Origin of the sequence: Pseudoalteromonas phenolica (assembly GCF_044788725.1) — a bacterium.
GTDB classification, from domain to species: domain Bacteria; phylum Pseudomonadota; class Gammaproteobacteria; order Enterobacterales; family Alteromonadaceae; genus Pseudoalteromonas; species Pseudoalteromonas phenolica_C.
In genome coordinates, this window is the sequence record NZ_CP173161.1 from 1,511,353 (window position 1) to 1,537,400 (window position 26,048).

General features: G+C 42.3%; 17 protein-coding genes and 1 other RNA gene. 12 read left to right on the plus strand and 6 right to left on the minus strand.

Annotation, left to right across the window (positions count from 1 at the left end):
- Position 1: 1 nt before the first annotated feature.
- The 4 genes from ACH784_RS06990 (at position 2) to tnpC (ending at position 6,402) form a co-directional block, all read left to right on the plus strand.
- Positions 2-3,943, plus strand: coding sequence for a DUF2357 domain-containing protein (locus tag ACH784_RS06990; RefSeq protein ID WP_404394591.1), 3,942 nt, complete (start codon positions 2-4; stop codon positions 3,941-3,943).
- Between the two features lie 215 nt (positions 3,944-4,158).
- The gene (gene tnpA / locus ACH784_RS06995; protein WP_404394593.1) at positions 4,159-4,473 is read left to right on the plus strand and encodes an IS66 family insertion sequence element accessory protein TnpA; all 315 of its coding nucleotides are present in this window, start codon (positions 4,159-4,161) and stop codon (positions 4,471-4,473) included.
- Entirely contained in the window at positions 4,470-4,820 is a 351-nt protein-coding gene (gene tnpB / locus ACH784_RS07000; protein ID WP_404394594.1) for an IS66 family insertion sequence element accessory protein TnpB, read from the plus strand. The genes tnpA and tnpB overlap by 4 nt, the downstream gene beginning before the upstream one ends.
- Before the next feature lie 97 nt (positions 4,821-4,917).
- The gene (tnpC, locus tag ACH784_RS07005; protein ID WP_404395210.1) at positions 4,918-6,402 is read left to right on the plus strand and encodes an IS66 family transposase; all 1,485 of its coding nucleotides are present in this window, start codon (positions 4,918-4,920) and stop codon (positions 6,400-6,402) included.
- A 45-nt stretch (positions 6,403-6,447) separates the two neighbouring features.
- Here the strand turns inward: tnpC and ACH784_RS07010 are convergent, their stop codons facing one another.
- The gene (locus tag ACH784_RS07010) at positions 6,448-7,656 is read right to left on the minus strand and encodes an integrase domain-containing protein (protein ID WP_404394596.1); all 1,209 of its coding nucleotides are present in this window, start codon (positions 7,654-7,656) and stop codon (positions 6,448-6,450) included.
- A 207-nt stretch (positions 7,657-7,863) separates the two neighbouring features.
- Positions 7,864-8,220, minus strand: a transfer-messenger RNA (tmRNA) gene (ssrA, locus tag ACH784_RS07015).
- 277 nt (positions 8,221-8,497) lie between these two features.
- On the opposite strand from ssrA, the gene ACH784_RS07020 reads away from it, so the two are divergent.
- The 5 genes from ACH784_RS07020 to gap all read left to right on the plus strand — a co-directional run bounded on the left by ACH784_RS07020 (position 8,498) and on the right by gap (position 15,944).
- Positions 8,498-9,988 carry a DUF3360 family protein gene (locus ACH784_RS07020; RefSeq protein ID WP_404394597.1) on the plus strand — a complete coding sequence of 497 codons (1,491 nt, stop codon included), beginning with the start codon at positions 8,498-8,500 and terminating at the stop codon, positions 9,986-9,988.
- 409 nt (positions 9,989-10,397) lie between these two features.
- Positions 10,398-12,029: a DUF342 domain-containing protein gene (locus ACH784_RS07025; protein WP_404394599.1), complete on the plus strand. Its 1,632-nt coding sequence runs from the start codon at positions 10,398-10,400 to the stop codon at positions 12,027-12,029.
- 395 nt (positions 12,030-12,424) lie between these two features.
- Entirely contained in the window at positions 12,425-14,278 is a 1,854-nt protein-coding gene (gene edd / locus ACH784_RS07030) for a phosphogluconate dehydratase (RefSeq protein ID WP_404394601.1), read from the plus strand.
- Between the two features lie 23 nt (positions 14,279-14,301).
- A complete protein-coding gene (locus tag ACH784_RS07035; protein ID WP_404394603.1) occupies positions 14,302-14,922 on the plus strand; it encodes a bifunctional 4-hydroxy-2-oxoglutarate aldolase/2-dehydro-3-deoxy-phosphogluconate aldolase in 621 nt (206 codons plus the stop codon).
- A 14-nt stretch (positions 14,923-14,936) separates the two neighbouring features.
- Complete coding sequence (gene gap / locus ACH784_RS07040) at positions 14,937-15,944, plus strand: type I glyceraldehyde-3-phosphate dehydrogenase (protein ID WP_138482830.1); 1,008 nt, start codon at positions 14,937-14,939, stop codon at positions 15,942-15,944.
- 111 nt (positions 15,945-16,055) lie between these two features.
- Here the strand turns inward: gap and rnt are convergent, their stop codons facing one another.
- Positions 16,056-16,712, minus strand: coding sequence for a ribonuclease T (gene rnt, locus ACH784_RS07045; RefSeq protein ID WP_404394604.1), 657 nt, complete (start codon positions 16,710-16,712; stop codon positions 16,056-16,058).
- A 203-nt stretch (positions 16,713-16,915) separates the two neighbouring features.
- On the opposite strand from rnt, the gene ACH784_RS07050 reads away from it, so the two are divergent.
- Positions 16,916-17,764, plus strand: coding sequence for an OmpA family protein (locus ACH784_RS07050; RefSeq protein ID WP_404395212.1), 849 nt, complete (start codon positions 16,916-16,918; stop codon positions 17,762-17,764).
- A gap of 58 nt (positions 17,765-17,822) precedes the next feature.
- Here ACH784_RS07050 and mnmC read toward each other — a convergent pair whose 3' ends face one another.
- Positions 17,823-19,802, minus strand: a complete 1,980-nt coding sequence (gene mnmC, locus ACH784_RS07055) for a bifunctional tRNA (5-methylaminomethyl-2-thiouridine)(34)-methyltransferase MnmD/FAD-dependent 5-carboxymethylaminomethyl-2-thiouridine(34) oxidoreductase MnmC (RefSeq protein ID WP_404394606.1) — start codon at positions 19,800-19,802, stop codon at positions 17,823-17,825.
- Between the two features lie 178 nt (positions 19,803-19,980).
- On the opposite strand from mnmC, the gene fabB reads away from it, so the two are divergent.
- Positions 19,981-21,195: a beta-ketoacyl-ACP synthase I gene (fabB, locus tag ACH784_RS07060; RefSeq protein WP_404394608.1), complete on the plus strand. Its 1,215-nt coding sequence runs from the start codon at positions 19,981-19,983 to the stop codon at positions 21,193-21,195.
- Between the two features lie 120 nt (positions 21,196-21,315).
- Here the strand turns inward: fabB and ACH784_RS07065 are convergent, their stop codons facing one another.
- Both ACH784_RS07065 and metG read right to left on the minus strand, forming a co-directional pair.
- On the minus strand, positions 21,316-22,647 hold the full coding sequence (locus ACH784_RS07065; protein WP_404389461.1) for an IS4 family transposase: 1,332 nt from the start codon (positions 22,645-22,647) through the stop codon (positions 21,316-21,318).
- Positions 22,648-22,775: 128 nt separating this feature from the next.
- Positions 22,776-24,803 carry a methionine--tRNA ligase gene (metG, locus tag ACH784_RS07070; RefSeq protein WP_404394609.1) on the minus strand — a complete coding sequence of 676 codons (2,028 nt, stop codon included), beginning with the start codon at positions 24,801-24,803 and terminating at the stop codon, positions 22,776-22,778.
- A gap of 170 nt (positions 24,804-24,973) precedes the next feature.
- Here metG and apbC point away from each other — a divergent pair, with 170 nt between their 5' ends.
- On the plus strand, positions 24,974-26,047 hold the full coding sequence (gene apbC, locus ACH784_RS07075) for an iron-sulfur cluster carrier protein ApbC (protein WP_404395213.1): 1,074 nt from the start codon (positions 24,974-24,976) through the stop codon (positions 26,045-26,047).
- The last annotated feature ends 1 nt before the right edge of the window (position 26,048 follow it).

Genomic DNA, 26,048 nt, shown 5'->3' on the forward strand with positions numbered 1-26,048 from the left:
AATGGAAAGAACCATTGAATTTGACTCGATTGAATCTCTTTATAGGGGGCTAAACGATAAAGATGAGGTAAAGACCCAAGCCAATTGGATACTAATAGTTCGCAAGTGGCTGACGGAAGTCTCGAGCTTCGATCCTGTTTCAGGGGATGCACTACATACCGGAATTGTCGATTTTTTGAGTGCCGTGGAGAAATCGGTGCGGCATGAGTCACCTGAGGGCGAGATAAAGGACCGTATCTATCGAATTGTGTCGCACTCAAAGGAATCAGTTCTGGCAATCATGGAGCATACTCGGGATAAGATATTACGCGAACATGCCATGATGCCAATACATGCAGCAAGAGAGGTTGACAGCAACAGTATTCAATGGCTCAGTCGTCAGCCGGGAAGAACACTCCGTGAGAAGCTTTCTGGCAAGCCCTATATGAAGGCTGTTAGGCGGAGAGCCAGTGTTGATACGGCAGAAAACCGACTTTTGAGAGCTTTCCTGTTCCGGCTGGAACAAATTCTAATTGAAAGACAGAATATTTTTTCAGCAGCGACAGAAGAGACTTGTGAGGAGTTGCTTGTTTCCATCCAGCGCTGGTTCAGAACTGAAGATGCCGCTGAAATAGGTGCTTGGGGCAATCTTCCGCCTAACAACACGCTTCTTCAGGATAAACGTTATCGAAAAGTGTGGGATGGTTGGCTCTGGCTCCAAGCTATCGACGTGCAGATTACACTGGATGGCAAAAGAGTCCTTAGAGATATCCTCAGTGTTTTTTATTGGAATACCCTTTCCTTGCTTAACCATAGCGGGCGCTTTCGAATCGTTCAGCAACCGGTCGGTCTCGATTATGATAATTTTTCTATCTCCCCAGAATTGCCAGTCCGGGGATATTTATTTCCTACGGCTGACTCAAAGATCAAAGGGAAGATTAAAACTATAAATTATGAAAAGAAGTTTGGCTTTGTAACACAAGAAAGCGGTGTTGATTTATTTTTTCATCAAAACAATCTGTCAAGCAAGCTTAACCTCGATTCATTATCTCCCGGATATGAAGTTTCTTTTGATATCGGCAGCAACCGACAAGGTGAATGTGCTGAAGACATAACTCTTCCAGCAGGAATCATCCCTGTCGATTTCAATTTGACGGGTGATAAATGGAAGATACAAGTCGGTGAGGATAAGTATTTATTACAGATCGTTTCCGAGAATCTGGTTATTGAGGAAGTTCAGGGCGCAAAAAAGAAAATAAAAATAGAGCCAGCATCTCTCAAAGAGATACCGAAGGCGATACTGTCATTTGTCACGGATACCCCGTTTGAATACTCTGCGCCGACAAATAACCAAAGTGGTCCAATACGGATGGATAGCTCTGTTGTAGACCTGTGTTCTATCCGTCCGACGTTCACGAATAACACAGGCTCTCAGGCGCACCTGCCGTTCAGGTTGCTTCAGCAGCACTGGCCTTTAAATATTAATGGAGGGATGGTAATAGACTGTGGTTACGCAAAATCAATCGCCCTGCATTCAGATATTGAAACGGTCAGCATGAGGAGCCTCTTTTCACATAGCTCAACACTGCCAGATACCACCAAAAGCAGTGCAGCGATGTTTTTTATGGAAAAGTTGAGTGACTATATCAAGGCGGAAAAGCTGACCTATCTTGTTCCTGATTGGGTCAATGACTTCGACCTTGAGGGAATAAGAAAAAGCGTCAATTTTTATTTTGACGATTCGACACCGCTTCCCAAAAGCATAGCCGCTATCTTTGCATGGCAATCATCGAAGAAATTTGTACAGGGCAGAGTTAAAGAGAGAGATTTTGTGCTGGTGGTTGATTCATTTGACGGCGGCATTTCAATAACCCCAGTCCAGGCAATATACCAAAAAGATCTGGACGAAATATTGTCTGAGACACAAGGCATGAGCTGGGAACGACACCCTACGGTTATTGTGCCAAACAGAAGCATTCATACTGCTATGGCTCACAATCTTGACCGTGATGGCTGCCAGACATCTGAAGAGCTCCTCCATTTGTTCGGCTTCGATGGTTTAACCAGTGATTCAGGGGAAGTGTCCTTTGTGAAAGATGAACACTGGTATCACTTGCCAGGTTCTATTCGAGAGGCTCTAACTCAGGATTTATATCTCAACATATTATCTAACGAAGCTATCAGTGACTGCCTGAACTTTACAAACAGGGATTTTCGTGGAGTTGGTGTCTTTATCCTGCCTCTTGAGGATACAATCAGGAAGTCAGATTTGCTAAAGGACTACAACTGGCTGGGGTCTGCATGGTCACCAATAAAAGGCTGCCAGACGTTAAACAGATGGCAGGAGGAAGTTGATGACATTGCCCTTTGGCGTGATCATCTTCCAGAACTGTCGATCAGAATTGTACGTGATGGGCACTTTGAAAATTTCTATTTGGTAAAAGATGCGACAGTAACACCGCAACGTGGCAGAACTGTGAATATACCAGTAGAAGAGTCATTTACTCTTCCAGCCGGACAAACGCATTACAGTTTTCCTCTGCAGCAGGGAGAAGGTAATCAAGAGCTACATTTTGTTGCATACCTGAAATCGCCAGCCTTTCCTTTGAAGAAGGCCACAGCCTGCAAACTGAAGATGACCTACACCTATGGAGCGGATGAACCATACGAACTTAGATTTATTCCGTTAAATTCAGCAGAGGCGGGTTTCAAATCTATTCGAGTGGAATGGCGCTCAGCGTTAGAGGGAGAGGTAGTTGATCTAGAGAACTTACCGGTTCCAGATTTCCCAGCCCGTAAACGCTGGTCCGATTTTCAGAAGTTTCCTAAAGAAGGTGGCAAAAGCTTCTCTGACCTTGTGGAGTGGTTGGAACGAGATCTCAAAAAAATTAGTGATATCTCACACAATGGTCGTGTATCCGGAGTTATCTCTAAATGGATTGACAAAGGGAACGATAATATTTTCTGCTTTATTGATGATGTGTTTGTGCACAAATCGTCGTTGTGGCTGAGAACGGATCAAGGATTGCCTCAACAAGGTGAAGTACTTTCATTTTATAAGGTGAAAGATAGCAACGGAAAATTATCAGCAGAAGACGTAACAATAGGAGCGGAACAGCCTAAGGGGTGCTTCTTATCTAAGAGCATCCGCTTCCCTGCATTAACCATCTGGAATCATGGCCACTCCCTTTCAGAGTCAGATGTGCCTGACCATTTTAGAAGCGCGATATTCGAAGGTACTCAAAAAATCATATCAATAATTGAATCAGACAATATGCCGGACACCCTTAAAGAGGAGCTTTTCTTCTTTTTGTGTTGTCTACATAAGGATGCCCCCAGGATTATTGGTACCCGGCTCCTTGATGCTGTGAAGGATAAAAAGCTTTTGCGGAGGTACTACAAGAATATTGCTTTCGCCATCGGTAATGCCGAACTGCCATACCAACAAAAGTTGTTGGAGAATGTCATCGACCCCATTGATAATCAGGGCCTGACCAGATCCATTACCATGGAGGTTTTGTCGATAGCTCTTTGGCGTTCCAAAACACTGATCAACAAATTGACTAAAGAGGATCTCGGGGCTTTATCCAAAAACTTATATGGCTGCCTTGAGTTCGACTTTCAGAAGGTTGTGAATGATGGAAAAGGATATCAGATAGCAACTCTCTGTAAGCATTTGGAGCTTCTTCTTGCGCTGCTGAGAAGTCGAGGGATTGAGGGTGAAGAGTTCAAAATGATTTTCGCCCCGGATAATGATCTGACCAAAAAATATGTGACCTTGGTAGATGATGTTTCCAGAATAGTGAACGATAGAAACATCGAGATTAAGTCCCGAATCAGCCTTCAAATTGAAAAGCCTGAAATGTTCCGTAACACTCCGGATCTGTTATACGCATTGCGGATGTACCTAACGGGAGATGCTGGTGCAAGCGCGATAGGAATTACATCTGTTTCAGATGACTAGATAGTTAAAGTCAAGTTAACTAAGTTCTATTTTTTATTATCTATCTTGTTATCTTCTTAGAGAACCTTCACACTATCGTGTCGGAGGTTCACTATGTTTAAAAACCGATTTTTTCAAACCAAAGCACTACCAGAACGTAACCGTTCGACCAACCTCACCTAGCAACAACATTTTTTGTATTTGAAAATACCGCCAATCATTTATTGGAGGTTATTATGAATTCACAAATCCCTAAACGCTGGCAAGAAATCCTCGCGCTTCGCCCATCATTTCCCGGAACAAATGAAGCCTTTTGCAAACATCACCAAGTGTCTATTAGCGCGTTTTATAAATATAAAAGCCTGCAGCAAGCACAATCAGTAGAAGCACCCTCTCAATTTGTGCGTGTTGAGCAGCAAAGCCAACGTACACAAGTTAGCATCGTTGAGCGACCTACGATTAACTTTAATGTCCGCACAGGCCAACTGGCACTTCCCACCACGCTTTGCCCTTCTGTTGTCGTCTCGATTATTAAAGGTTTATCTGTATGAAGATGTTTGTTAACCCACCTGAAGTGTATTTATGTGCTGAGTATGTGGACTTTCGGAAATCCATTAATGGCCTAGCGGCGTTGGTGGAATGTCAGCTTGAATTATCGGCTCTATCTGGTTCGCTGTTTGTGTTTTGCAATAAAAAGCACGATAAGTTAAAGCTACTCTACTGGGATAAGACGGGTTTTGCATTGTGGTACAAGCGGCTTGAGAAACACAAATTCAAGTGGCCTAAGCTTACAAGTAACACCATGACTCTGAGCGAGCAGCAATTACACTGGTTATTATCTGGCTATGATGTCATTGGTCATGAGGAAATAAACGTAAGTCATCACACGGTTATTTAATTGTTCAGATCAAATGATGATCATCAATGTTTAATCTGTTAGCACTACACATCGTGAGTGAAAGCCGTAAAATAAAGGCATGAACGATGTATTTACCATGCAACAACGCATTGCAGAGCTTGAAAAGCAACTAAAATATGAACGAGAAGCGTCAATAAAGAAAGACGCTAAAATCGCTTATTTATATGAGCAATTCCGTTTAGCCCAACAAAAACAATTCGGCACAAGTGCGGAAGGCTTTGTGGGGCAAGGTGAATTATTCAATGAAGCGGAAGAGATTGCTGAAGCAGTTGAGCTTGAGCTGCAAGCAATTAGCTATACTCGCAGCAAACCAAAACGCACACCGCTCCCAAAAGACTTACCCCGCGAGCAAATTATTCACGACATCGACGATAAATGTTGTGCCTGTTGTGGGGGGGAGTTACATAAAATCGGGGAAGATACGTCTGAAAAGCTTGAGTTCATTCCTGCACAAGTCAAAGTGATTGAGCACATTCGTCCCAAATACGCCTGTCGTGATTGTGAAAAATCAGGCACCGAGTCAAAGATAAAACAACAGCCAATGCCAGCGATGCCAATTAACAAAGGCATAGCCACAGCAAGTTTACTAAGCCAAATTATCACCAGTAAATACCAATATGGTTTACCGCTTCATCGGCAAGAGAGCCTATTTAAGCAATACGGCATAACGCTCAGCCGAAAAACCATGAGCGACTGGGTGATTAAATCAGCCGCGCTGTTTACGCCACTCATTGAGCGTTTAAAAGCAGAATTACTCAAACAGCCCACGCTTAATGCGGATGAAACCACAGTTAATGTGGTGAAATCGGATAAAGTTAACAGCTACATGTGGGTGTACTGCTCAGGGGGCGATTCCCCCAACCCGGACAACCTCATCCCCAATATCGTGCTTTACGACTACCATAATAGTCGCGCAGCCGCCTGCGTGATGGATTACCTTGATGATTATCAAGGCTATTTACACGTGGATGGCTACCAAGCGTATGAAAAAACACAGGCCACCCTTGTGGGTTGCTGGGCGCATGCTCGTCGTAAATTTATAGAAGCGAAAAAGCTGCAAGGAAAAAACAAAACAGGTAAAGCCGATGTGGTACTCAGTTTAATACAGAAACTGTATGGCATAGAATCGCGATTAAAAACCAAATCAGTTGATGAGGTTTATCAAACTCGGCAAACACAAAGTAAGCCGATACTCGACAAAATTAAACAGTGGCTTGAAAAGCATCAGCCTAGCTTAGTTGGTAATAGCAAACTCATAGATGCTGCCAATTACATGGCAAATCAATGGCCGAAACTCATTATGTACGTAAATGATGGGCGATTAAGTATCGACAATAATCGCGCAGAGAGAGCCATCAAGCCGTTCGTAATTGGTCGTAAGAACTGGTTGTTTAGCCAAACAGCGACAGGGGCTAATGCCAGTGCGATACTTTACAGCATCATCGAAACAGCAAAAGCCAACGGCTTAGTAGCCTACGATTACATCACAATATGCTTAAATGAATTGTGCCAACCAACGCCCGATATCGATAGTCTACTACCGTGGCAGTTTCAAGCCTAGGTGGTGATCACCGGACGGATACAAACTACTGAAATGGATGAAGACTTAAACAACTAATCTTAGCGAAGAGCCTATGATGCATTGGCTCCACCATTCCATCATTTCCCTTCGGCGTTCAATATACTCAGCGCGGTTATAAGCGCGTCTTACTTCATTTTTCTCAACGTGAGCTAGCGCAGTCTCAATAAGGTCTGGATCAAAGCCTTTGTCATTTAATATTGTGCTGGCAAGAGCTCTCATTCCATGGGCAACGAGTTCACCTTTCAAACCCATACGCTTAATCGCCATATTGGCTGTTTGGGCATTAATATGGGTTCTCGGGTTCCTATCTGCTGGGAAGATATATTCTCTATGACCACTGACGGGTTTCATCAGCTCAAGAAGTTTTAAAGTTTGTTCAGTCAGAGGAATTTTGTGCTCTCGATTCATCTTCATTCTTTCTGCTGGGATAATCCAAAGCTTGTTATTGAAATCGATTTCTTCCCATTTTGCAGCTGCTGCCTCAGAAGGGCGGCACATAGTATGAAGTTGCCACTCAATCAGTATTCGAGTTGTGTATTTGATACTTGCACGACTTAGTTTTTCCATCAGTTCAGGTAAGCGTTCTGGTTCAATAGTGCTGAAGTTCTTTCGCTTGGGTGATTTAAATGCACTTCTTATTCCTGCAAGTGGATTGCTTTGAACCATACCTGTATTGAGTGCATAAATCATAATTTCGTTAATTCGTTGTATTAATCTTCTTATTTGCTCAAGTACGCCTCGAGCTGCTAATGGCTCTAATACTTTTATTACTAAAGGTGCATTTAAGCTGCTAATAGGTCGGTGACCAATATCTGGGAATACATGGTTTTCGAGTGAGCGCCAAATGTCGTCGGCATATCCTTTACTGACAGTGTGACGTTTTACTTCAAACCACTTTTCAGCCACAAATCTAAATGTGGTGTTGTTATCGTGGAGTGCACGTAAGTTGTCATCATCACGCTTTTCTTGTGGATCGATGTTTTGAGAAAGAGACTGCTTGTGTTCTTCTCGTAAAGCTCGAGCATTAGCAAGAGTGATTTCAGGGTAGGGACCAAGTACCATGTTATTACGTTTTTTGGTGAACGGTCGGGTATATCTAAATATCCAAGATTTGTTGCCAGTTTTTCTGACTCTCAAATATAGCCCGTTCCCGTCGGCGAGTTCGTAGTCCTTCTCTTTGGCCTTGGATTTCTTAACTTGTGCATCTGTGAGGGGCTTAATGATTTTTCCCATTGTTTTAAAACCTATAGCTTACTGAATTAATTAGTAAAATGGCTTTTTTGTACCACAGCCAGAATAACTGCTGTTCGTGGTACTTGCAATGGTACTTAAAGTTCCGAATAGTAAAAACCTACTCGAACCTTATAGATACAAAAAAGCCCCTAACTCATTAAAAGTTAAGGGCTTTTAGACGTTTTCGGCGTTAACCGAACGCTAATTTGGTGGAGCTGGGGGGATTTGAACCCCCGTCCAGAAAGCGTCGACCTTCGGTCCTACATGTTTAGTATCGTCTATTAGTTAACCTTTAAATCTCGGACGAACACGATAAGTAAAGGCGAGGCCGCTTAGTTTTAGCCCTTCAACCCCGGCCAGGGTTTCCGTAGCGATCTTGTGTAGGGTGACACTCCAGAACCAGAACCACAAGCATTTCATGGAGGAGTGCTAGCGGGCTATTATGCCGCTAGAGCGTAGTTATCGTCGTTTGCGATTACTTTAAATGCGGCTTTTTTACGAGGCCAACCGCACCTCGACATGCACCTCAGGCTTCATGAATCCTGTCGAATCCTAATCAGCCCCTGAATTTGGTATTCAGAGTCACAACGTGACTTAGTGGTTGCATTCTAACGCCAATATTTTTGCTTCGCAATGTTTAATAGCTTTAAAAGTTATCATTAATTAATGAGTTGCCTGATATTTGTGCTTATTGATTGTTAGTTAAGCATTTGTGGATCTGTGTTTTACTGGTGCTTCATTTATTAAGTTAAATACTCGACTTATTGCTAAGCTCTTTTCAAATTTGGTTGTTTTATGCTTGTGGCATCAAATAACACCAACATCCGAAGTAGGAGATGTGATGACAACAAAAACTATCGATAGTCAGGCTGAGGCACATTGCGAAGGTAGCTATCAGGCGCAACATCGTCCAAGTTCTGATTTTAATACTCGTGATGAGTATTTAGAGCATGAATTACAAATTATGCAGCCAAAGCGCTGGCGTCCTAATTTACCATTTAAAGATTATCGCTTTGAATTAGAAGATACGATCCCTGCGATGGCGGGCACCATAGGCAAAATAGTGATGGTGGGCGCGATTGCTGCGACCTTTGCTGCACCCCTAGGGTTAGGGGAAGGGTTTATTCTTGAGAATGTGCGCTATGAATTACTGATAGTCGCGTTATTTATTTTATTGTTCTCTGGTTTTCTTTTACCAACTGCAAACTTAGCTGGTACTCATGGTCCGTTAATTCCACTTATTCCTATAGTCGTCGCGGCGGGTGGTCACCCAATGGCATTTGGCCTGCTCATAGGGGCGTTTGGTTTAATGCTCGCAATAAGCAAAGGAGGGAGTGTTTTAGCTGGGCTCACTAGTCGAGGGGTGTGTGGTGGTTTGCTATTGTACCTTGGTTTTATTGGCACAACTTCGCAAGTTAAGAAGTTGTTTGCGTGGGCTGAAGGCATTGATATGTCACATATCGCTTTCATTATTATACTTAGTACCATCGTTTTATATGCGTTATTAGAGCACTTTAAAAAGCGTTGGTTGGCTGTGCCATTAAGCTGTTTGCTTGGTGGTGGTGTTGCTTTTGCTCTGGGCGCATCATTTGAGTTTAAAACAGGCCCAGGCCTTCCAAACATGAACCCCATGTATTGGTGGGGTGAAAATACAGGTTGGATGCTAGGTTTACCAACCCTTGAGAGCTTTATTGTTGTTCTGCCTTTTGCCATATTAGCCGTTGCTATGTGGTCGCCAGACTTTTTAGGTCACCAGGTTTTCCAAAAAATTAGTTATCCAGCGCGTACTGAAAAAGTACAAATGAATATTGACGATACGATGACGAGTGCGTCTATTCGCCAAACGTTCGGCTCTATTTTAGGTGGTGCGAACTTTACTTCTTCTTGGGGTACATACATCGTGCCTGCTGCTATAGCGAAACGCCCAATCCCTGCTGGGGCAGTTCTAACAGCGCTATTTTGTGTTGTTGCCAGTATTTGGGGTTACCCGATGGACTTAGCAATTTGGCAGCCGGTGTTATGTGTTGCATTGATTGTAGGTGTGTTCATTCCGCTACTAGAGGCGGGTATGGAGATGACCCGAGAGGGTAAAACCACTCAATCAGCAGCCATTGTTGTTTTCTCATCGGCATTAGTTAACCCGGCATTTGGTTGGTCTTTAACTATGTTATTAGATAATTTAGGTTTAATCGGTTGTAAGGAGCGAAGTAAAGAGTTGAGCTCTATGAACCGTTGGATTATTCCGCTTATTATGTTTGTGGTGTTAACCGGCGTGATGGCCCTAGTGGGTTTGTTACCAGGTTTGCCTGCAATTATGCCTAGTTTTAGGTAGCTTCAAGTCGGCAGAGTAATAAAGCTCTGCCTCTTTCTCTATATATCAATATAAGCGTCACATTCATTTGCTAGTGTATCGGATTAGTTTTGTTAAACTCGATTTTTACCACTAATTATAATTATGCTTTTCTAGTCTCTATATTGTATACATCTGTAAAATCATGCTTTATTCGTAATTTTATTTTCTGCTATAAAGTGCGATTCTTTTATGTCGATAACCTAATGTAACTAAAAGAAAATATTTCATTGCTATTTTTTTTAGCAAAATACACCAAAAGTGCCATTTACAATTCTTTAAGCTTTGTGACCATCTTGGTTAAATTAAGCTTAACAAGTCATGAGGGTTGTGGTGAAATGGTTTGGTCGTGTTTTAGTCAATAATAATAAACCGTAGTGTGGAAAGACTTATGTCATTGTTTCGTTTTGATGAGGGTGATGGATTTGTGTACTTATTGTCACACCCTATCGAGTCAGGGTTTCCTGCGAGTGCTTCACAACTCATGGAGTTGTTAGAGCAATCTAGCTATGCTGATTTTGAAGTTGTACATGCCAATATAGGTAAGCTTTTTTCATCTAGTGATGACTACGGTAAAGATTCCTTAATTGTCGCGAGAGCTATTGACGCGGCTATTATGATTAAAGTTGATGAGTCAAATATGATGGCTCATGCTCACATCACGACCGCTTGTGGCGGTAAAATAGTGTCTATGGATGATGCTAAAATTGCATTACAGAAAGCCGGTGTCATTAAAGGCGTTAACCGTGATGCACTTGAGCAATGTTTAGGCCAGCAATTCGAGCAACAACCTGGCGCGCAGTACAGTGCAATTGTTGCCCATGGCCAGCGTGCAAAAGATGGCACAGATGCACGATTTGTGCGTTTATGTATGACAGCCCAAGATAGAATTTTAAGCCCGCAGGAAAAGGATGGTGGCAAAGTCGATATGCGTGACTTAGGTGCCATTATTACCGTGAAACCGGGTAGTCCACTTATGAAACGAATTCCTGCAACAGAAGGATCGCAAGGATATTCAGTTTTTGGTGATGTTATTGAGGCTAAGCCGGGTAAAAACTTTGAGATTGAAGTACTAGAAGGCACTAAAATATCAGACAAAGATCCCAACTTATTGATTGCCGATGCCAAAGGGGTGCCAGTTGCCTTACCTAGAGGTATGCGTGTCGATGATGTTTTATGCTACAACGATGTTGATGTGTCTACAGGGCATATTGAGTTTGATGGTTCAGTGATCATCAGTGGTGACGTAAAAGATGGTATGAAAATAAAAGCGACTGGCGATATTACAGTATTAGGTTTTGTTGAATCTGCTGATCTGCAAAGTGAAAATGCCATTACAATTGTGCAAGGTGCAATAGGTCGTAAAGTGACAGAGGACCTTGATTTTTCGTGTTTTATTCGAGCAAAACGCAGTATATCAATTGGTTACGCACAATATGTTTGTATCGAAACTCAACAAGATTTATTGATCGAAAAGCAAGCGTTGCACTGTAACTTATCGTCTCGGCGATTAATTCGAATAGGGAAGGGCGATACCCCGAGAGGAAAACTCATTGGTGGCAAAGTGCTTAATGCTCTACGCATAGAAACGGGTGAATTAGGTGCGCCATCTGGCACTAAAACGCATATTGCAATTGCTCAGTCTTTTCATGAATTAAAAGAAAAACAAACAGAGTTTAAGTTGTTTGAGAAGCGTTTGGCTGAAAAAGCAATTGCATTAAACAATGCCAAAGCTAAGGCCGAGAAAGCGCCTGAAACACCTCAAAAAACGGCTTATTTGAATAAACTCGCTGCAAATGAAAAACAACTTAATGTTCACTATCAGCGAAACCAACGAAATTTGAGGTTAGTTCATCAAAAATTACAGCGTTTGCTAATGAGTAGTCGAGTCAAAATTAATGATTTAATGCACCCAGGGATAGAGGTCACTATCGCTAGAGACTCAAAACAATTCACACGTATTTACCCTCCGCACATGGTTAAATTAGACGAAGGTAAAATCACTCAACAGTTTTTGTCTTAAAAACTTAAATAAAATTTCACTTCTTATCTAGAGGCTTCACTGTGTTGAAGCCTTTACACTTTTTTGATACTTCAAATTCATTCAAGTCAAAAAAATGTTGTTTATCAGTTAACTACCAAATTATCGCGCATTTGTTTTGGCAATTTTTTGATGATTTTTGTCTGCAACTGAAATTTGTTCATTTATGAATCTTTGACTAAATTGTAGGTTAGGTGTTGACACCGGTGTCAGCTTTATGGCTCAATAATATGACACCGGTGTCAGGTTGAGGTGAGAGACAACCTGATAGCGTACCTTTGAACGGGTAAATCTAAAGATGCTCGGTACATTTAGAGTGGAGTCTTTAATTGTACTGAGCCTTTTATCCTCTTAATTTAGAGAAAAGTAGGAATTTTATGTTACATCCTCGTATCCAAGCCGTCACAGAGCGTGTGGTTGAACGCAGCAAAGCAACACGCCAAGCCTATTTAGCACGCATCCAAGAAGCAAAAAAACAAACACGTGTGCGCGCTGGTTTAGGATGTGGCAACTTAGCTCACGTTATGGCTGCATGTACAAGTTCAGATAAAAGTCGCTTAAAAGCTGATGAGCAACCGAACTTAGCAATTATCAATTCTTATAACGACATGCTATCGGCGCATGTGCCTTACAAAGACTACCCAGATTTAATTAAAGCGATTGCAGAAAAATACGATGCGACAGCTCAAGTTGCTGGTGGTGTACCTGCAATGTGTGACGGTGTGACTCAAGGTCGTGATGGTATGGAGCTGTCGTTGTTTTCACGTGATGTGATCGCGATGTCTACCGCTGTTGCACTTTCACACGATGTATTTGATGGCGTTTTCTGTTTAGGTGTGTGTGACAAAATCGTACCGGGACTATTAATTGGTTCGCTTTCATTCGGTCATTTACCAATTTATTTCTTGCCAGCAGGCCCGATGCAATCTGGTATTCCAAATAAAGAAAAAGCACGTGTACGTCAAAAGTTTGCACAAGGCCTAGTATCTCGTGAAGAGCTTTTAGAAGCGGAAAGTGCGTCTTATCACAGTGCGGGTACTTGTACATTCTACGGGACTGCAAACTCAAACCAGATGCTGATGGAAATCATGGGTCTTCATCTGCCTGGTAGCTCTTTCATTAACCCTTACACTGAATTACGTGATGGCTTAACAGGCAATGCGGTTGAGTTAATGCTTAAGCAGCTTATCGATACTAAAGATGCAAACCCAATCGGTGAAGTAGTAAGCGAAAAGACTGTCATCAATGGTTTAGTAGGTTTACTAGCAACCGGCGGTTCTACTAACCATGCGATCCACCTAGTTGCTATGGCGAAAGCGGCAGGTGTTCAAATCACCTGGAAAGATATGGCTGAACTTTCAGAAGTTGTGCCACTACTTACTCGTATTTATCCAAATGGCTCTGCAGACGTTAACCACTTCCAAGCAGCGGGTGGTATGGGCTTCTTAATGCGTGAACTTCGTGACGCAGGTTTCTTGCATAATGATGTGAAAACCATTGTTGGTGAAGGTCTTGATGCGTATACCCAAGAGCCAGTTTTAGATGTTGATGACAACCTAATTATGTCTAGCAGCACAGGTCCGAGCAAAGTGAAGTGGGTACCATGTCCTGAAAACTCACTAGATGAAGAAGTACTTCGTCCTGTGAGCAACCCATTCAATAAGCAAGGTGGCTTACAGCTACTAACAGGCAATATTGGTAAAGCGGTTATTAAGGTATCTGCTGTACAAGAGCAACACCAGTTTGTGAGTGCGCCAGCTAAAGTATTTAGCTCTCAATCAGCATTGCAAGAAGCATTTGCTGCTGGCGAACTAAATCAAGATTTTATCGCAGTGTTAAAAGAGCAGGGTCCTAAAGCCAAGGGCATGCCTGAGCTTCATAAATTAACGCCTGTCATGGCAACACTTCAGGATCAAGGCTACAAAGTAGCGATTGTGACTGACGGTCGTATGTCAGGTGCGTCAGGTAAAGTACCTGCAGCAATTCACCTTGCCCCAGAAGCAGTTGAAGGCGGGATCATCGCTAAGATTCAAGAAGGCGATTTGATCACATTAGATGCACCAAATGGTGACTTAATTCTACATGTATCAGATGAAGAGTTAGCAAAACGCGAGCATGTGATCAGCCATACAGAGCCAACTTATGGCACAGGCCGTGAGCTATTCGCTGGCTTTAGAAATATCGTAAGCAGTGCAGACCTAGGCGCGAGTGCCTTTGGACTAGAAGAATAAAAGCATTGGGAATGAGGAACAAGATGAGTATTGAAAACATTTTAACATCAGCGCCAGTAGTACCAGTGGTGGTGATTGAAAACTTAGAAGACGCTGCGCCGTTAGCTAAAGCGTTATATAACGGTGGCCTAAAAGCACTTGAGATTACTCTTCGTACGCCAGTGGCGGCAGAGGCAGTAAAGTTGATGAAAGAAGCAGTACCAGAAGCCTACGTAGGTACAGGTACTGTGATTGACAGGGCAACATTCGAAGCATCAGTTGCTGCCGGTGCTGACTTCATGGTGAGTCCCGGTGTAAATGATGAGCTTTTAGCACTTGCTAAAGAAACTGACATTCCGTTCTTACCGGGTGCAGCAACACCAAGTGAAGTGATGAACTTAGCATCACATGGTTTTAAGTTTTTAAAATTCTTCCCAGCGGAAGCCGCGGGCGGTGCACCAATGCTTAAGTCAATTGGTGGTCCATTACCACAAGTTAAATTCTGTCCAACGGGCGGCATTAGCTTAGCAACAGCACCTAAGTACCTAGCCTTAAATAACGTCGTGTGTGTAGGCGGTACTTGGATGTTAGATAAAGAACTTATCGCAAATAAAGATTGGCAGGCGATCGAAGCGCTTGCGAAACAAGCAAGTGAAGTAAAATAGTCGAGGAACTGAAAATGATTAATATCGCAATTAATGGTTATGGCCGTATCGGTCGCAATGTTTTACGAGCGCTTTACGAGTCTGGTCAAAACGAAGAAATTAAGATAGTCGCTATCAACGACCTAGCACCTGCTAACGTGAATGCGCACCTAACTCAGTTTGATTCAGTACATGGTCGTTTCAACCAAGAAGTTGTTCTAGCTGAAAATACGTTAGTGATTGGTAATGACGAAATCACACTTACGCAAGAACGTGATCCTGCTAACCTGCCTTGGAAAGCGCTTAACGTTGATATCGTATTAGAATGTACAGGTATTTTCACGTCTCGTGATGCTGCAGCTAAGCACATTGAAGCGGGCGCGAAAAAAGTAATTGTTTCAGCGCCAGGTACTGATCTTGATGCAACGGTTGTTCACGGTGTGAACTCTGAAGTGATTAATGCTTCTAGCAATATCATTTCAAATGCATCTTGTACAACCAACTGTCTTGCACCAGTTGCTAAAGCATTAAATGACGCAATTGGTATCGAGCAGGGTAGTATGACAACTATTCACGCTTACACAAACGACCAAGTACTTACGGATGTTTATCACCCGGACCTTTACCGTGCGCGTAGTGCAACTCAGTCTATGATCCCAACTAAAACAGGTGCTGCAAAAGCAGTTGGTTTAGTGCTACCTGAGCTTGCTGGCAAATTAGACGGTATGGCGGTACGCGTTCCTACAGTAAATGTATCTTTAGTTGACCTAACATTCATTGCTTCTCGCGAAACAACTGCTGAAGAAGTTAATGCTGCGGTTAAAGCGGCTGCAACTGAAGGTGCAATGGCTGAAGTACTTGAGTACAACGAACTTCCGCTTGTTTCAATTGACTTCAACCACAACCCAGCGTCATCAGTATTTGATTCAACGCAAACTAAAGTTGATGGCAAGCTTGTTAAAGTAATGGCTTGGTACGACAACGAATGGGGTTTCTCTAACCGTATGATCGACCAAGTTAAAGCATTAGGCCAATACCTATAAGTTAAAGTTAGCAATAAAAAACCGCTTCGATAAGCGGTTTTTTTATGTCTGGTGAAAGCAGTTTATCTAATGAAAGAAGTTTAGATATTTATATTCTTCAACGATATGAGGCTATGCTTCCGTTTCGTCTTCTTCTAATTCAGGCAGCGGCCAACCACCCAATGCTTGCCATTTATTCACGATAAAACAGAATAGTTCGGCTGTACGTTCAGTGTCGTAAAGGGCTGAGTGAGCTTGGCTATTATCAAATTCAATACCGGCAGTGCGACACGCTTTTGCAAGCACGGTTTGGCCTAGTGCAAGACCAGCTAAAGAAGTCGTATCAAAGCTCACAAAAGGGTGAAAAGGCGTACGTTTTATCTTGTTACGCTCTATTGCGGCATTTAAAAAGCCATGATCAAACGCAGCGTTATGAGCAACGACTACAGAACGTGAGCAACCAGCAGCTTTTTGTGCTTTTCTCACCATCTTACAGATCTCTTTGATCACGATATCTTCGTCTTCTGCGCCGCGTAGCTCTGAAAAAGGGTCAATACCGTTAAATTCAATGGCAGCTTGTTCTATGTTTGCACCTTCAAAAGGCTTGACGTGAAAGTGTAGGGTTTGATCTAAACTTAACACCCCTTCATCATCCATTTTTAATGTTGTGGCAGCGATTTCTAGTAACGCGTCAGTATCTTTGTTAAAGCCGGCTGTTTCTACGTCGATAACTACAGGAAAGAAGCCACGAAAGCGTTGCGAAAATAAAGTTTGCTCTTGATCTGCCATAATGCACTTATGTTATGAATTTAAGGGGCGTATTATACTGGTTGAGAAGATTTTTGCGACCCGAAATAAGGTGGTGATCAATGAGTTTAAGCTACTAATATTTTGGCGGCATATTTCTTGCTATTATCTTTTCGAAATCATAAAAGCGGCATTATTTTGTCAATGCGGAGAAGGTTGTGAAGTACAAAGCATATTTATTCGGTTTGGGTTTATTAATTGCGGACATAGGTTTTGCCGATGCTGCTATGCGCCAATATAGTGCTGGTACCGATAGCTCAAATTGGGATGTTAATAAGACAAATCGTCTCTCATGTTCTTTGCATCATGAAATTCCATATTACGGTGAAGCCATTTTTAATGTGGTTGCCAGTAAAAACAAAGATCTAACTTTTAATCTTGATATGGTTGTTCGCCCAGAAACCTATGATTTTGCAGGTTTGCAATCAGTTCCACCGCAATGGCGTGCAGGCGTCCCTGCGCGTGATATAAGTAAGATGCAATTGCTTAAAAAGTTTGATGGCGAGCTCAATAATGATATTTCTTGGGAAATGTTGACTGAGCTTGAAAAAGGGTTTTATCCGACATTCTTTTACCAAGATTGGCAAAATAGTACAGACCGCATTTCAGTCGCGCTTTCATCTGTAAACTTCCGTCAAGCTTATTGGGCGTTTTTACAGTGTCGTGACAACTTATTGCCATACAGTTTTGAAGATATTGCCTTTACGGTAATGAATTATAAAAAGAATTCTAGCGAGCTCTCAAAATCATCTCGAAAGCGTTTAGAAATGATCGGTGAATATCTTAAAAACGATGAAAATATAGAATCTATTTTTATATCAGCTTATACCGACAGTTATGGTGGGCGCTGGGTGAATATGGAGCTTTCGAAGAAGAGAGCGAAAGCGATAAAAGATTATATGGCGAGCATGGGTGTACCGGCCGAGAAAATTCAAACCGAGGGATTTGGTGAAAAGCGTCATGTGCAACCTAATGATAATGCGATAGGTCGAGGTAGAAACCGACGCGTGGTTATACAAATTGCAAAACCTTAATTTAGATTGGTTTTAAAGATAACAAAGGCGACCTAGGTCGCCTTTGTTATCTTAGCCGTTAAATCTTATTACGTATAAGATCTCTGACAATAAAGCGATTAGGGTGTATGGCCTCATTGACCCTTAAACTATAAGGGCTTGGTTCGTTACATAATTTGGCAATCAAATGCTCGGTTGCCAATGGCGCGCTGCACAAGCCTCTAGCCCCAAAACCTGTAACGATATGAAGTCCTGCATAAGGCACTTGTTCTTCAGAGAAATCGTACTGCTTGCCTTTGCTTAAGTTTGCATAGGCCTGACATAAATCAGCTTTCTCAGGAACTTGACCAAGCATAGGTAAGTGGTCGTTGAAACAGCATCTCACTGCAGCTTTCGCAGCGGTTATGTCACCCAGGCTTTTCGCAAAGTCACTCTGTTCGTAAAATTTCATTAGCTGAGCTTTGTTGGTGACATTATCTTCGTCTTTAACTTCACGGCTTTTGGTGTGTTTATCGAAGGTGGCCCCCATACAATGATGGCCATCATTAATTGGCGTAAAATAACCCTTATGGCATAGAACAGTTTTTAATTTATTAGATGCTTCACCAGACTCAACATGTGACACTTGGCCTCTGACACCGTGTAAGCCGATGTCTTTTGTTTGCTCAAACCTGTCACTATGTTCACCGGCGCAAACAAATACATCAGAGAATGGTCCAAATCGATTGTCTTCAGTAACCAAATACCACCCATATTCGCTTTGCTCTAAAGTTTGAATATCTGTATTGAAATGTGTTTGCACGTTTTGCAATGTATTAGCAGCGTTAAATACTGCATGGGTTAACTGTGCAGGATTAACCCAACCAGCTTCTGGAAAGAACAATCCAGAGTAGGGTAATTCAGTACCAGCAAGTATACTGGCTTGTGATTCATTCACAGAATAAATCAGTGCCTCAGGCCATACCGCTTTTTCTACTAACTTTTTGTGTTGCAGCGATTTGCTGTCATTCACTGCTTGGAGTAAAACACCACACCAATCATGGTCATATTCAAAACCTTGGTCGGCAATATCTTTGTATAACCTTAAGGCGTATAAATAGCTGTGGGCATAGAATTCACTGGATGGGCTATTTTCAGATTGCAGATTTGGGTAAACCGCACCTTGTCGATTATGCGAGGCGCCTTTAGCAAGTGCATCATCTTGACAGAATAATGTCGCGCTAATGCCACGCTTGGCTAAATGATACAGTAAACAGCTAGTGCCAACGCCACCACCAATGATGGCAACTTTACTGAGCGGTCTTTTGTTTAAGTTATAAAACGCAGGTGTATTGTATATGCTGTTAGCGGTATTTAACTGACCAACAACCATTTCACGTTTGCGACCAAAGCCTTTTACTTTTTTACATTCGAATCCAGCTTCTTGTAAGCCGCGACGGACAAAACCTGCGGCAGTAAATGTCGCGAATGTTGCATTATCTCGGCTTAAATTCGCCATGGCGTTAAAAAGGGGTTGCGTCCACATATCTGGATTCTTGCTTGGTGCAAAGCCATCTAGGTACCAAGCGTCAACAATACCTCCTTCGGTGTAATTCATTTTTGGTAAAGTGTCGTGCACATCACCAAACCATAAATCAAGGGTCACACGGCCATTTTCAAACTCAAGGCGGTGGCAACCTTCAAGTGCAATCGGGTAGTGTTTACAAAGCTGCTCAGATAAAGAGGCAAGGCTTGGCCAAGCTGCTAGCGCTTTGATGAGTTCTGATTGTTTAATCGGAAACTTTTCAAAAGAAATAAAATGTAACTTTGCTTTGCTACCGTCTATTTGACGCCATTGCTGCCAAGTATTTAAAAAATTAAGGCCTGTACCAAACCCGGTTTCTGCGATCACAAAGTGTTTTTGGTCGTGTGAGACTAAACGCGCTGAAATGTTGTTATTTTCGTAGAAAACATAGTGAGATTCAGCAAGACCGTCATCGTTGGAGAAATAAACATCATCGAAGTCGTCGGCGACCGGTGTGCCAGACTCATTAAAGTGAATTTGTGCGTTTTTGATCATGATTAATGCAGTAAGGATCGTATTAATGCAGTATTCTACGTGTTTTAATTGTTTTCGTCCGTTGAAATTTAGTAAAAAACAATTCAGAGTACGTGTGTAAGCTGGAAAGCTGACCACTTAAGGTCGCAATTCAAAGTAGAATACACAGAATTTAGAAATAAAATTAAGGGAATCACCCATGAGAAGAGCCGTTATTACAGGTATCGGTATTGTATCGAGCATCGGCAACAACAAGAATGAAGTATTAGAATCTTTAAAAGCTGGTAAAAGTGGCATCGTTTTCAATCAAGAATTCGCTGACTACAATCTTCGTAGTAATGTTTCAGGTAACATCGACATCGACGTTAAAGCACACGTAGACCGTAAAGCACACCGCTTTATGGGTGATGCTGCTGCATTCTCTTATATCTCAATGGCACAAGCGATTGAAGATTCAGGTCTATCTGAAGAGCAAGTGTCTAACGAGCGCACTGGCCTAATCGTTGGTTCAGGTGGTGGTTCTTCTAAATACCAAGTAGAAGCGGCTGATATTCTTCGTGAAAAAGGTGTTAAGCGAGTAGGTCCTTACATGGTTCCTCGTACTATGGCATCAACAGCCTCAGCATGTCTTGCAACGCCTTTCAAAATCAAAGGCGTTAACTACTCAATCAGCTCTGCTTGTGCAACATCAGCACACTGTATTGGTAATGCGGTAGAGCAAATCCAACTTGGTAAGCAAGACGTTATCTTTGCAGGTGGTGGTGAAGAACTTCACTGGACACTGGCAATGGAATTCGACGCGATGGGCGCGCTTTCAACAAAGTACAACGAAACACCTGAAAAAGCATCTCGTACGTACGATGCAAACCGTGACGGTTTCGTGATCTCTGGTGGTGGCGGTATCGTTGTTGTTGAAGAACTAGAGCATGCACTTGCTCGTGGTGCACACATCTATGCTGAAATCGTAGGTTACGGTGCTACATCTGATGGTTACGACATGGTTGCACCATCTGGTGAAGGCGCTGTTCGTTGTATGAAGCAAGCAATGGCTGATGTTGAAGGTGAAATCGATTACCTAAACACACACGGTACTTCTACACCAGTTGGCGACGTGAAAGAGCTAGGTGCAATTCAAGAGTTATTCGGTGAAAAATCTCCTGCAATTAGCGCAACTAAAGCAATGACTGGTCACGCACTTGGTGCTGCAGGTGTACATGAGGCTATCTTCTCACTACTAATGCTTGAAAATAACTTCGTAGCACCTTCAATCAACGTTGAAGAGCTAGACGAGCAAGCACAAGGCCTAGACATTGTAACTGAGCGTCGCGACGTTGAGCTAAACACGGTAATGTCTAACAGCTTCGGCTTTGGCGGTACTAACGCAACACTTGTGATGCAAAAGTACAAAGGCTAATACTTATTAGTTTTAAGTGTTACCAAGGATACAGCCCAGTCAATTGACTGGGCTTTTTTATGCGTGATTAATATTAGTTGTTTCAGATACAAAAAAGCCCGCAAGATAGCGTAATGCCAGTCAGTTAAGAATTGACTGGCATTTTCTTTTATACGGATATTTCCTTGGTTTCTTTCTAACCTCTCTTGGGTATCTCCTATCAGGAAGCCGGTCTGGTAATACAAACAATCTTAGTGTTGTCAGCAGCTCTTCATAATGTACTGGCAACTTACTCGCACTGTGGATAGGAGTGAGCATAAAAAATGCGATGATATGGCGCATACATAAACTAAAACTAAGTTGTCTGGGTATCAGGATTTCTTCCGCTTTCGTTGCATCAATCATTGCAATGCGGATTAAGTTGTAAGCTAACAGTAGTCCCCATAACTCTTGACGTACCATATCTGGCTTTTTACTTCGTAATGCATGTTTAGACTGATGCAACCCTTGTTTCATTTCTCTAAAGCCCAACTCTATTTCCCAACGCTGAGTATAGACTTCTGTTAATTCATCATATGGATAACGCATGGGATCGATTAATGAACTCAGTACACGGTAGCTTTTCCCATCAACTTTATACGTAGTGAGTCGGGCGGTTATTTGCTCTGGTAAATCTTTAAATTTACTTTTAGCTTGAGGGCTAGTATGTAAAGAGATTATTTTATCTTCATCGCTGATATGACGTTCAACTTGGTATTGTAAATCCTTGCGAGCTGGTAACATCCAATGTGTATTTTTACCTTGTCTTTGCCACTGATATAAAAGGCCTAAAGAGTAATAGCCACGGTCAAATAGCGTTAAAGAGTCATCTGGGACAGACGATAAAAGTCTTTTGGCAAGTGTCATTTCCCCTACATGGCGTGCATCAAAGCTACTATCCAGTAATAGATGGCTTGATACCTCCATCAAACTACACATCCTGATTTGAGGATAACTGCCTTCACCAAATTGATTACTGTCACTACCAAACGCAATACGATTTTCTTCGTTATCTTGAGTTCTAAAGCTCACTCCATCAACAGCTAACAAATTCAGTCCACACCACTGCTCAAAGGCATGCTTGTAAAATGCTCTTTGGGCCAACAATCGAAACGAGTGACACACTGCATCAACCCCTAAACGTTGACGGCCTTGAACCAAAGCGCTGGGCGCAACCAGTTTATTTTTCCCCGGCAGCGTAATATCTAATCGGCTTGCGATATCCCATACTGTTTCGTTACGAAATAGGCTCATACCAATGACTGACCACATTATAGCTTCTAACGGCAACCTTCTTCGACGCACGGTTGCAACTCCAGCATATTCGAACGCCTGTTCAAGTATATCGGCATCAAGGACATTCTTTAGTTTATCCAGGGTGTGTACATCATCTAAAAACGAAGTTAGGTCGTCACAGTGATTAGAAAGAGGCATAAAAAAATCCGATATTAGTTTCCTAATATCGGATTCTGAACCCTTTAAAAGATCGGTCAACTGATCTATTTGTTTCTTAACTGATCAGCATTGCGCAAGATAGCGGGCTTATGAAGCATAATTGTTAATTACATGACACGCATGCCAGGCTCTGAACCTTCATCTGGGTTCAGAATGTAAATTTCTTTACCGCCAGGTCCTGCTGCCAGCACCATGCCTTCAGACATACCGAAACGCATCTTACGCGGTTTAAGGTTAGCCACCATAACAGTTAGTTTGCCTTCGATGTCTTCCGGTGCGTAAGCTGACTTAATACCGGCAAATACTTGGCGTGTTTCACCGCCTAAGTCTAACGTCAGTTTAAGCAGCTTTTCAGCGCCTTCTACATGTTCAGCTTTAGCGATTTTCGCAACACGTAAATCAACTTTAGCGAAGTCGTTAAACTCGATTTCATCTGCAATAGGCTCTTTCGCAAGCGGGCTATTAGGGTCAATCTTTGGTTTATTAGCCGCTTCTAAGCTTTCTTTTGACTCTTCAACCATTAGATTTACTTTGTCCATTTCAACACGTTGCATTAACGCTTTGAATTTGCTTATCTCATGACCAACTAATGGCGTTTGTGCACTTTCCCAAGTTAATTCAGTATTTAGGAAAGACTCAACGTTCGCAGCCATTACAGGCAGTACTGGTTTCAAATAAGTCAGAAGCACTTTGAATAAGTTCAAACCAAGAGAGCATACTTGGTGTGCTTGTTCTTGTGTGTCTTCGTTTTTGATTAATACCCAAGGAGCTTGTGCGTCGATGAACTGGTTTGCTTTGTCAGCAAGGGTCATGATCTCGCGGATCGCTCGGCTATATTCACGGTTTTCATAATGCTCAGCAATGGTGTCTGAGGCATTTTGGAACTCAGCTAATAGCTCAGGCTCCATGATCACATCACTTAACTTGCCGTCAAATTTCTTCGTAATAAAACCTGCACAACGAGACGCGATATTTACAACTTTCCCCACCAAGTCTGAGTTCACACGCTGTGCGAAGTCTTCTAGGTTTAAATCTAAGTCAGTAATGCCACTGTTTAATTTAGCTGCGAAGTAATAACGCAGATACTCTGGGTTTAAATGATCTAAATAAGTACGCGCCTTAATGAAGGTGCCTTTAGATTTAGACATTTTTGCACCGTTTACGGTTACAAAGCCATGTGCGAATACATTAGTTGGTTTGCGGAAGTTCGCACCATCTAGCATTGCAGGCCAGAACAGACTGTGGAAGTAAATGATGTCTTTACCGATGAAGTGGTAAAGCTCAGCATCAGAACCTTCGCCCCAGAAAGCGTCAAAATCTAAGCCTGATATGTCACATAAGTTTTTGAAGCTAGCCATGTAACCAATCGGTGCATCTAGCCATACGTAGAAGTATTTACCCGGAGCACCAGGAATTTCAAAACCAAAGTAAGGGGCATCACGGCTGATATCCCATTGCTGCAGACCTTCAGCAAACCACTCTTCTAGTTTGTTTGCCATTTCAGCTTGCAGGCTACCTGAGTGTAGCCACTCTTTCAGCATGTCTTCAAAAGCTGGTAGGTCAAAGAAGTAGTGTTCAGAATCTTTTAATACTGGAATTGCACCAGACATCGCAGAACGCGGATCTTTTAACTCAGTTGGGCTATATGTTGCGCCACAAGCATCACAGCTGTCACCGTTTTGATCTTCAGCATTACATGTCGGGCAAGTACCTGTTACAAAACGGTCTGGTAAGAAAATTTCTTTTTCAGGGTCAAATAGCTGAGAAATCGTACGCTTCTTGATATGACCTTTATCGTTCAAACGATTGTAGATCAATGCGCTTAGTTCTTTGTTCTCTTCACTATGTGTGCTGTGGTAGTTATCAAACTCAACGCTGAAATCTGCGAAGTCACGTTGACGCTCAACACTCACGTTTTTCACCATTTCTTCAGGTGTGATGCCTTGCTTTTGTGCATTGAGCATAATTGGCGTGCCGTGCGCGTCATCAGCACAGACGTAATAAGTTTCATGACCACGTAATTTTTGAAAACGTGACCAAATATCAGTTTGAATGTACTCAAGCATATGACCAAGGTGAGTTGGACCATTGGCATAAGGTAAAGCACTAGTGATGAGAATTTTTCTCTTGCTCATAAACGGTTCCATGAAATTTAAGTGATGTTGCTTAACTATTAAACAAACCACTAATTTGAGCCAAAATAAGGAACATTAAAGCCTTAGCTTAGCTGAATTGACTGGTGTTAATGGGTTGAATGTTACATAATTCCGAGGTCTTTTTCATCATTCGAGCACGTTTTATTTTTATGTTTGGACTCAATAAACTGTTTGACAAACTTAACCCCGAAAAAACGGCGATTTTGACCGCATTATCTCAGTATAAAAGTGCGGTATTTCCTTTTGGTATCGCCAATGACTGGGTAGATAAAGTAGATAAAACGAATGACGGTTTTGAGGTGCACCTTACTTTACCCTTTGCAGCAAAAAGTGCGTTATTAGATATTGAAGCTGAACTGCTTGAGAAAACACAGACAAAAATCAGGCTAAGTGCTGAAATTGCATTAACTGCAAAAGATAAATTCAAACAAATAAAACACATTGTCTTAGTGGCATCGGGTAAAGGTGGGGTAGGTAAGTCGACTTCTGCGGTAAACCTTGCTTATGCGATGGCTGCACAAGGTGCCAAGGTCGGTATCTTGGATGCTGACATTTATGGCCCATCTATTCCGTCACTGTTTGCTTTAGAACACGAGAAACCAACAACAAAAGACAATAAAACGCTACAGCCTATTATCAAAGATGGCATAAAAATGCAGTCTATTGGTTTTCTAGTACCAGCAGAAGATGCCACGGTATGGCGAGGCCCTATGGCGTCTCAAGCGCTCAACCAATTATTGAACGAAACAGACTGGGGCGAGCTGGATTATTTATTTGTTGATATGCCTCCAGGCACAGGCGATATTCAGCTCACTATGACGCAAAAAGTGCCAGCCAGTGGTGCGGTGATTATTACTACACCACAAGATTTAGCCCTTGCCGATGCACAAAAAGGCATCGCGATGTTCAATCAAGTAAACTTGCCTATACTGGGCCTGATTGAAAACATGAGTCACTACATTTGTAGCCATTGTGGTGGCAAAAACCATGTATTTGGTCAGCAAGGGGGCGAGCGTTTGGCGAGCCGCCATGGTGTACCATTATTGGCTGAAATCCCTTTAGATATTGAGATCAGGACACATTCTGAGCAAGGTCTTAATATTGTAAAACAGCCTATTAAGGCAACTGAACATTACACAGCATGCAGTCAACTTATTGCGAGCATGCTGCACTACCAATCAAGCACAGACTCACAAGTTGAGATTGTGATGACGGACGATTAAG

What these genes read in the sequence shown, in the direction of transcription:
- tnpB (WP_404394594.1), top strand. Translation starts at nt 4,470, where the DNA reads ATGAAGATGTTTGTTAACCCACCTGAAGTGTATTTATGTGCTGAGTAT.
- ACH784_RS07065 (WP_404389461.1), bottom strand. Translation starts at nt 22,647, where the DNA reads ATGCCTCTTTCTAATCACTGTGACGACCTAACTTCGTTTTTAGATGAT.
- mnmC (WP_404394606.1), bottom strand. Translation starts at nt 19,802, where the DNA reads ATGATCAAAAACGCACAAATTCACTTTAATGAGTCTGGCACACCGGTC.
- apbC (WP_404395213.1), top strand. Translation starts at nt 24,974, where the DNA reads ATGTTTGGACTCAATAAACTGTTTGACAAACTTAACCCCGAAAAAACG.
- ACH784_RS07020 (WP_404394597.1), top strand. Translation starts at nt 8,498, where the DNA reads ATGACAACAAAAACTATCGATAGTCAGGCTGAGGCACATTGCGAAGGT.
- tnpA (WP_404394593.1), top strand. Translation starts at nt 4,159, where the DNA reads ATGAATTCACAAATCCCTAAACGCTGGCAAGAAATCCTCGCGCTTCGC.
- ACH784_RS07025 (WP_404394599.1), top strand. Translation starts at nt 10,398, where the DNA reads ATGTCATTGTTTCGTTTTGATGAGGGTGATGGATTTGTGTACTTATTG.
- gap (WP_138482830.1), top strand. Translation starts at nt 14,937, where the DNA reads ATGATTAATATCGCAATTAATGGTTATGGCCGTATCGGTCGCAATGTT.
- tnpC (WP_404395210.1), top strand. Translation starts at nt 4,918, where the DNA reads ATGCAACAACGCATTGCAGAGCTTGAAAAGCAACTAAAATATGAACGA.
- metG (WP_404394609.1), bottom strand. Translation starts at nt 24,803, where the DNA reads ATGAGCAAGAGAAAAATTCTCATCACTAGTGCTTTACCTTATGCCAAT.
- rnt (WP_404394604.1), bottom strand. Translation starts at nt 16,712, where the DNA reads ATGGCAGATCAAGAGCAAACTTTATTTTCGCAACGCTTTCGTGGCTTC.
- ACH784_RS07010 (WP_404394596.1), bottom strand. Translation starts at nt 7,656, where the DNA reads ATGGGAAAAATCATTAAGCCCCTCACAGATGCACAAGTTAAGAAATCC.
- edd (WP_404394601.1), top strand. Translation starts at nt 12,425, where the DNA reads ATGTTACATCCTCGTATCCAAGCCGTCACAGAGCGTGTGGTTGAACGC.
- ACH784_RS07035 (WP_404394603.1), top strand. Translation starts at nt 14,302, where the DNA reads ATGAGTATTGAAAACATTTTAACATCAGCGCCAGTAGTACCAGTGGTG.
- ACH784_RS06990 (WP_404394591.1), top strand. Translation starts at nt 2, where the DNA reads ATGGAAAGAACCATTGAATTTGACTCGATTGAATCTCTTTATAGGGGG.
- fabB (WP_404394608.1), top strand. Translation starts at nt 19,981, where the DNA reads ATGAGAAGAGCCGTTATTACAGGTATCGGTATTGTATCGAGCATCGGC.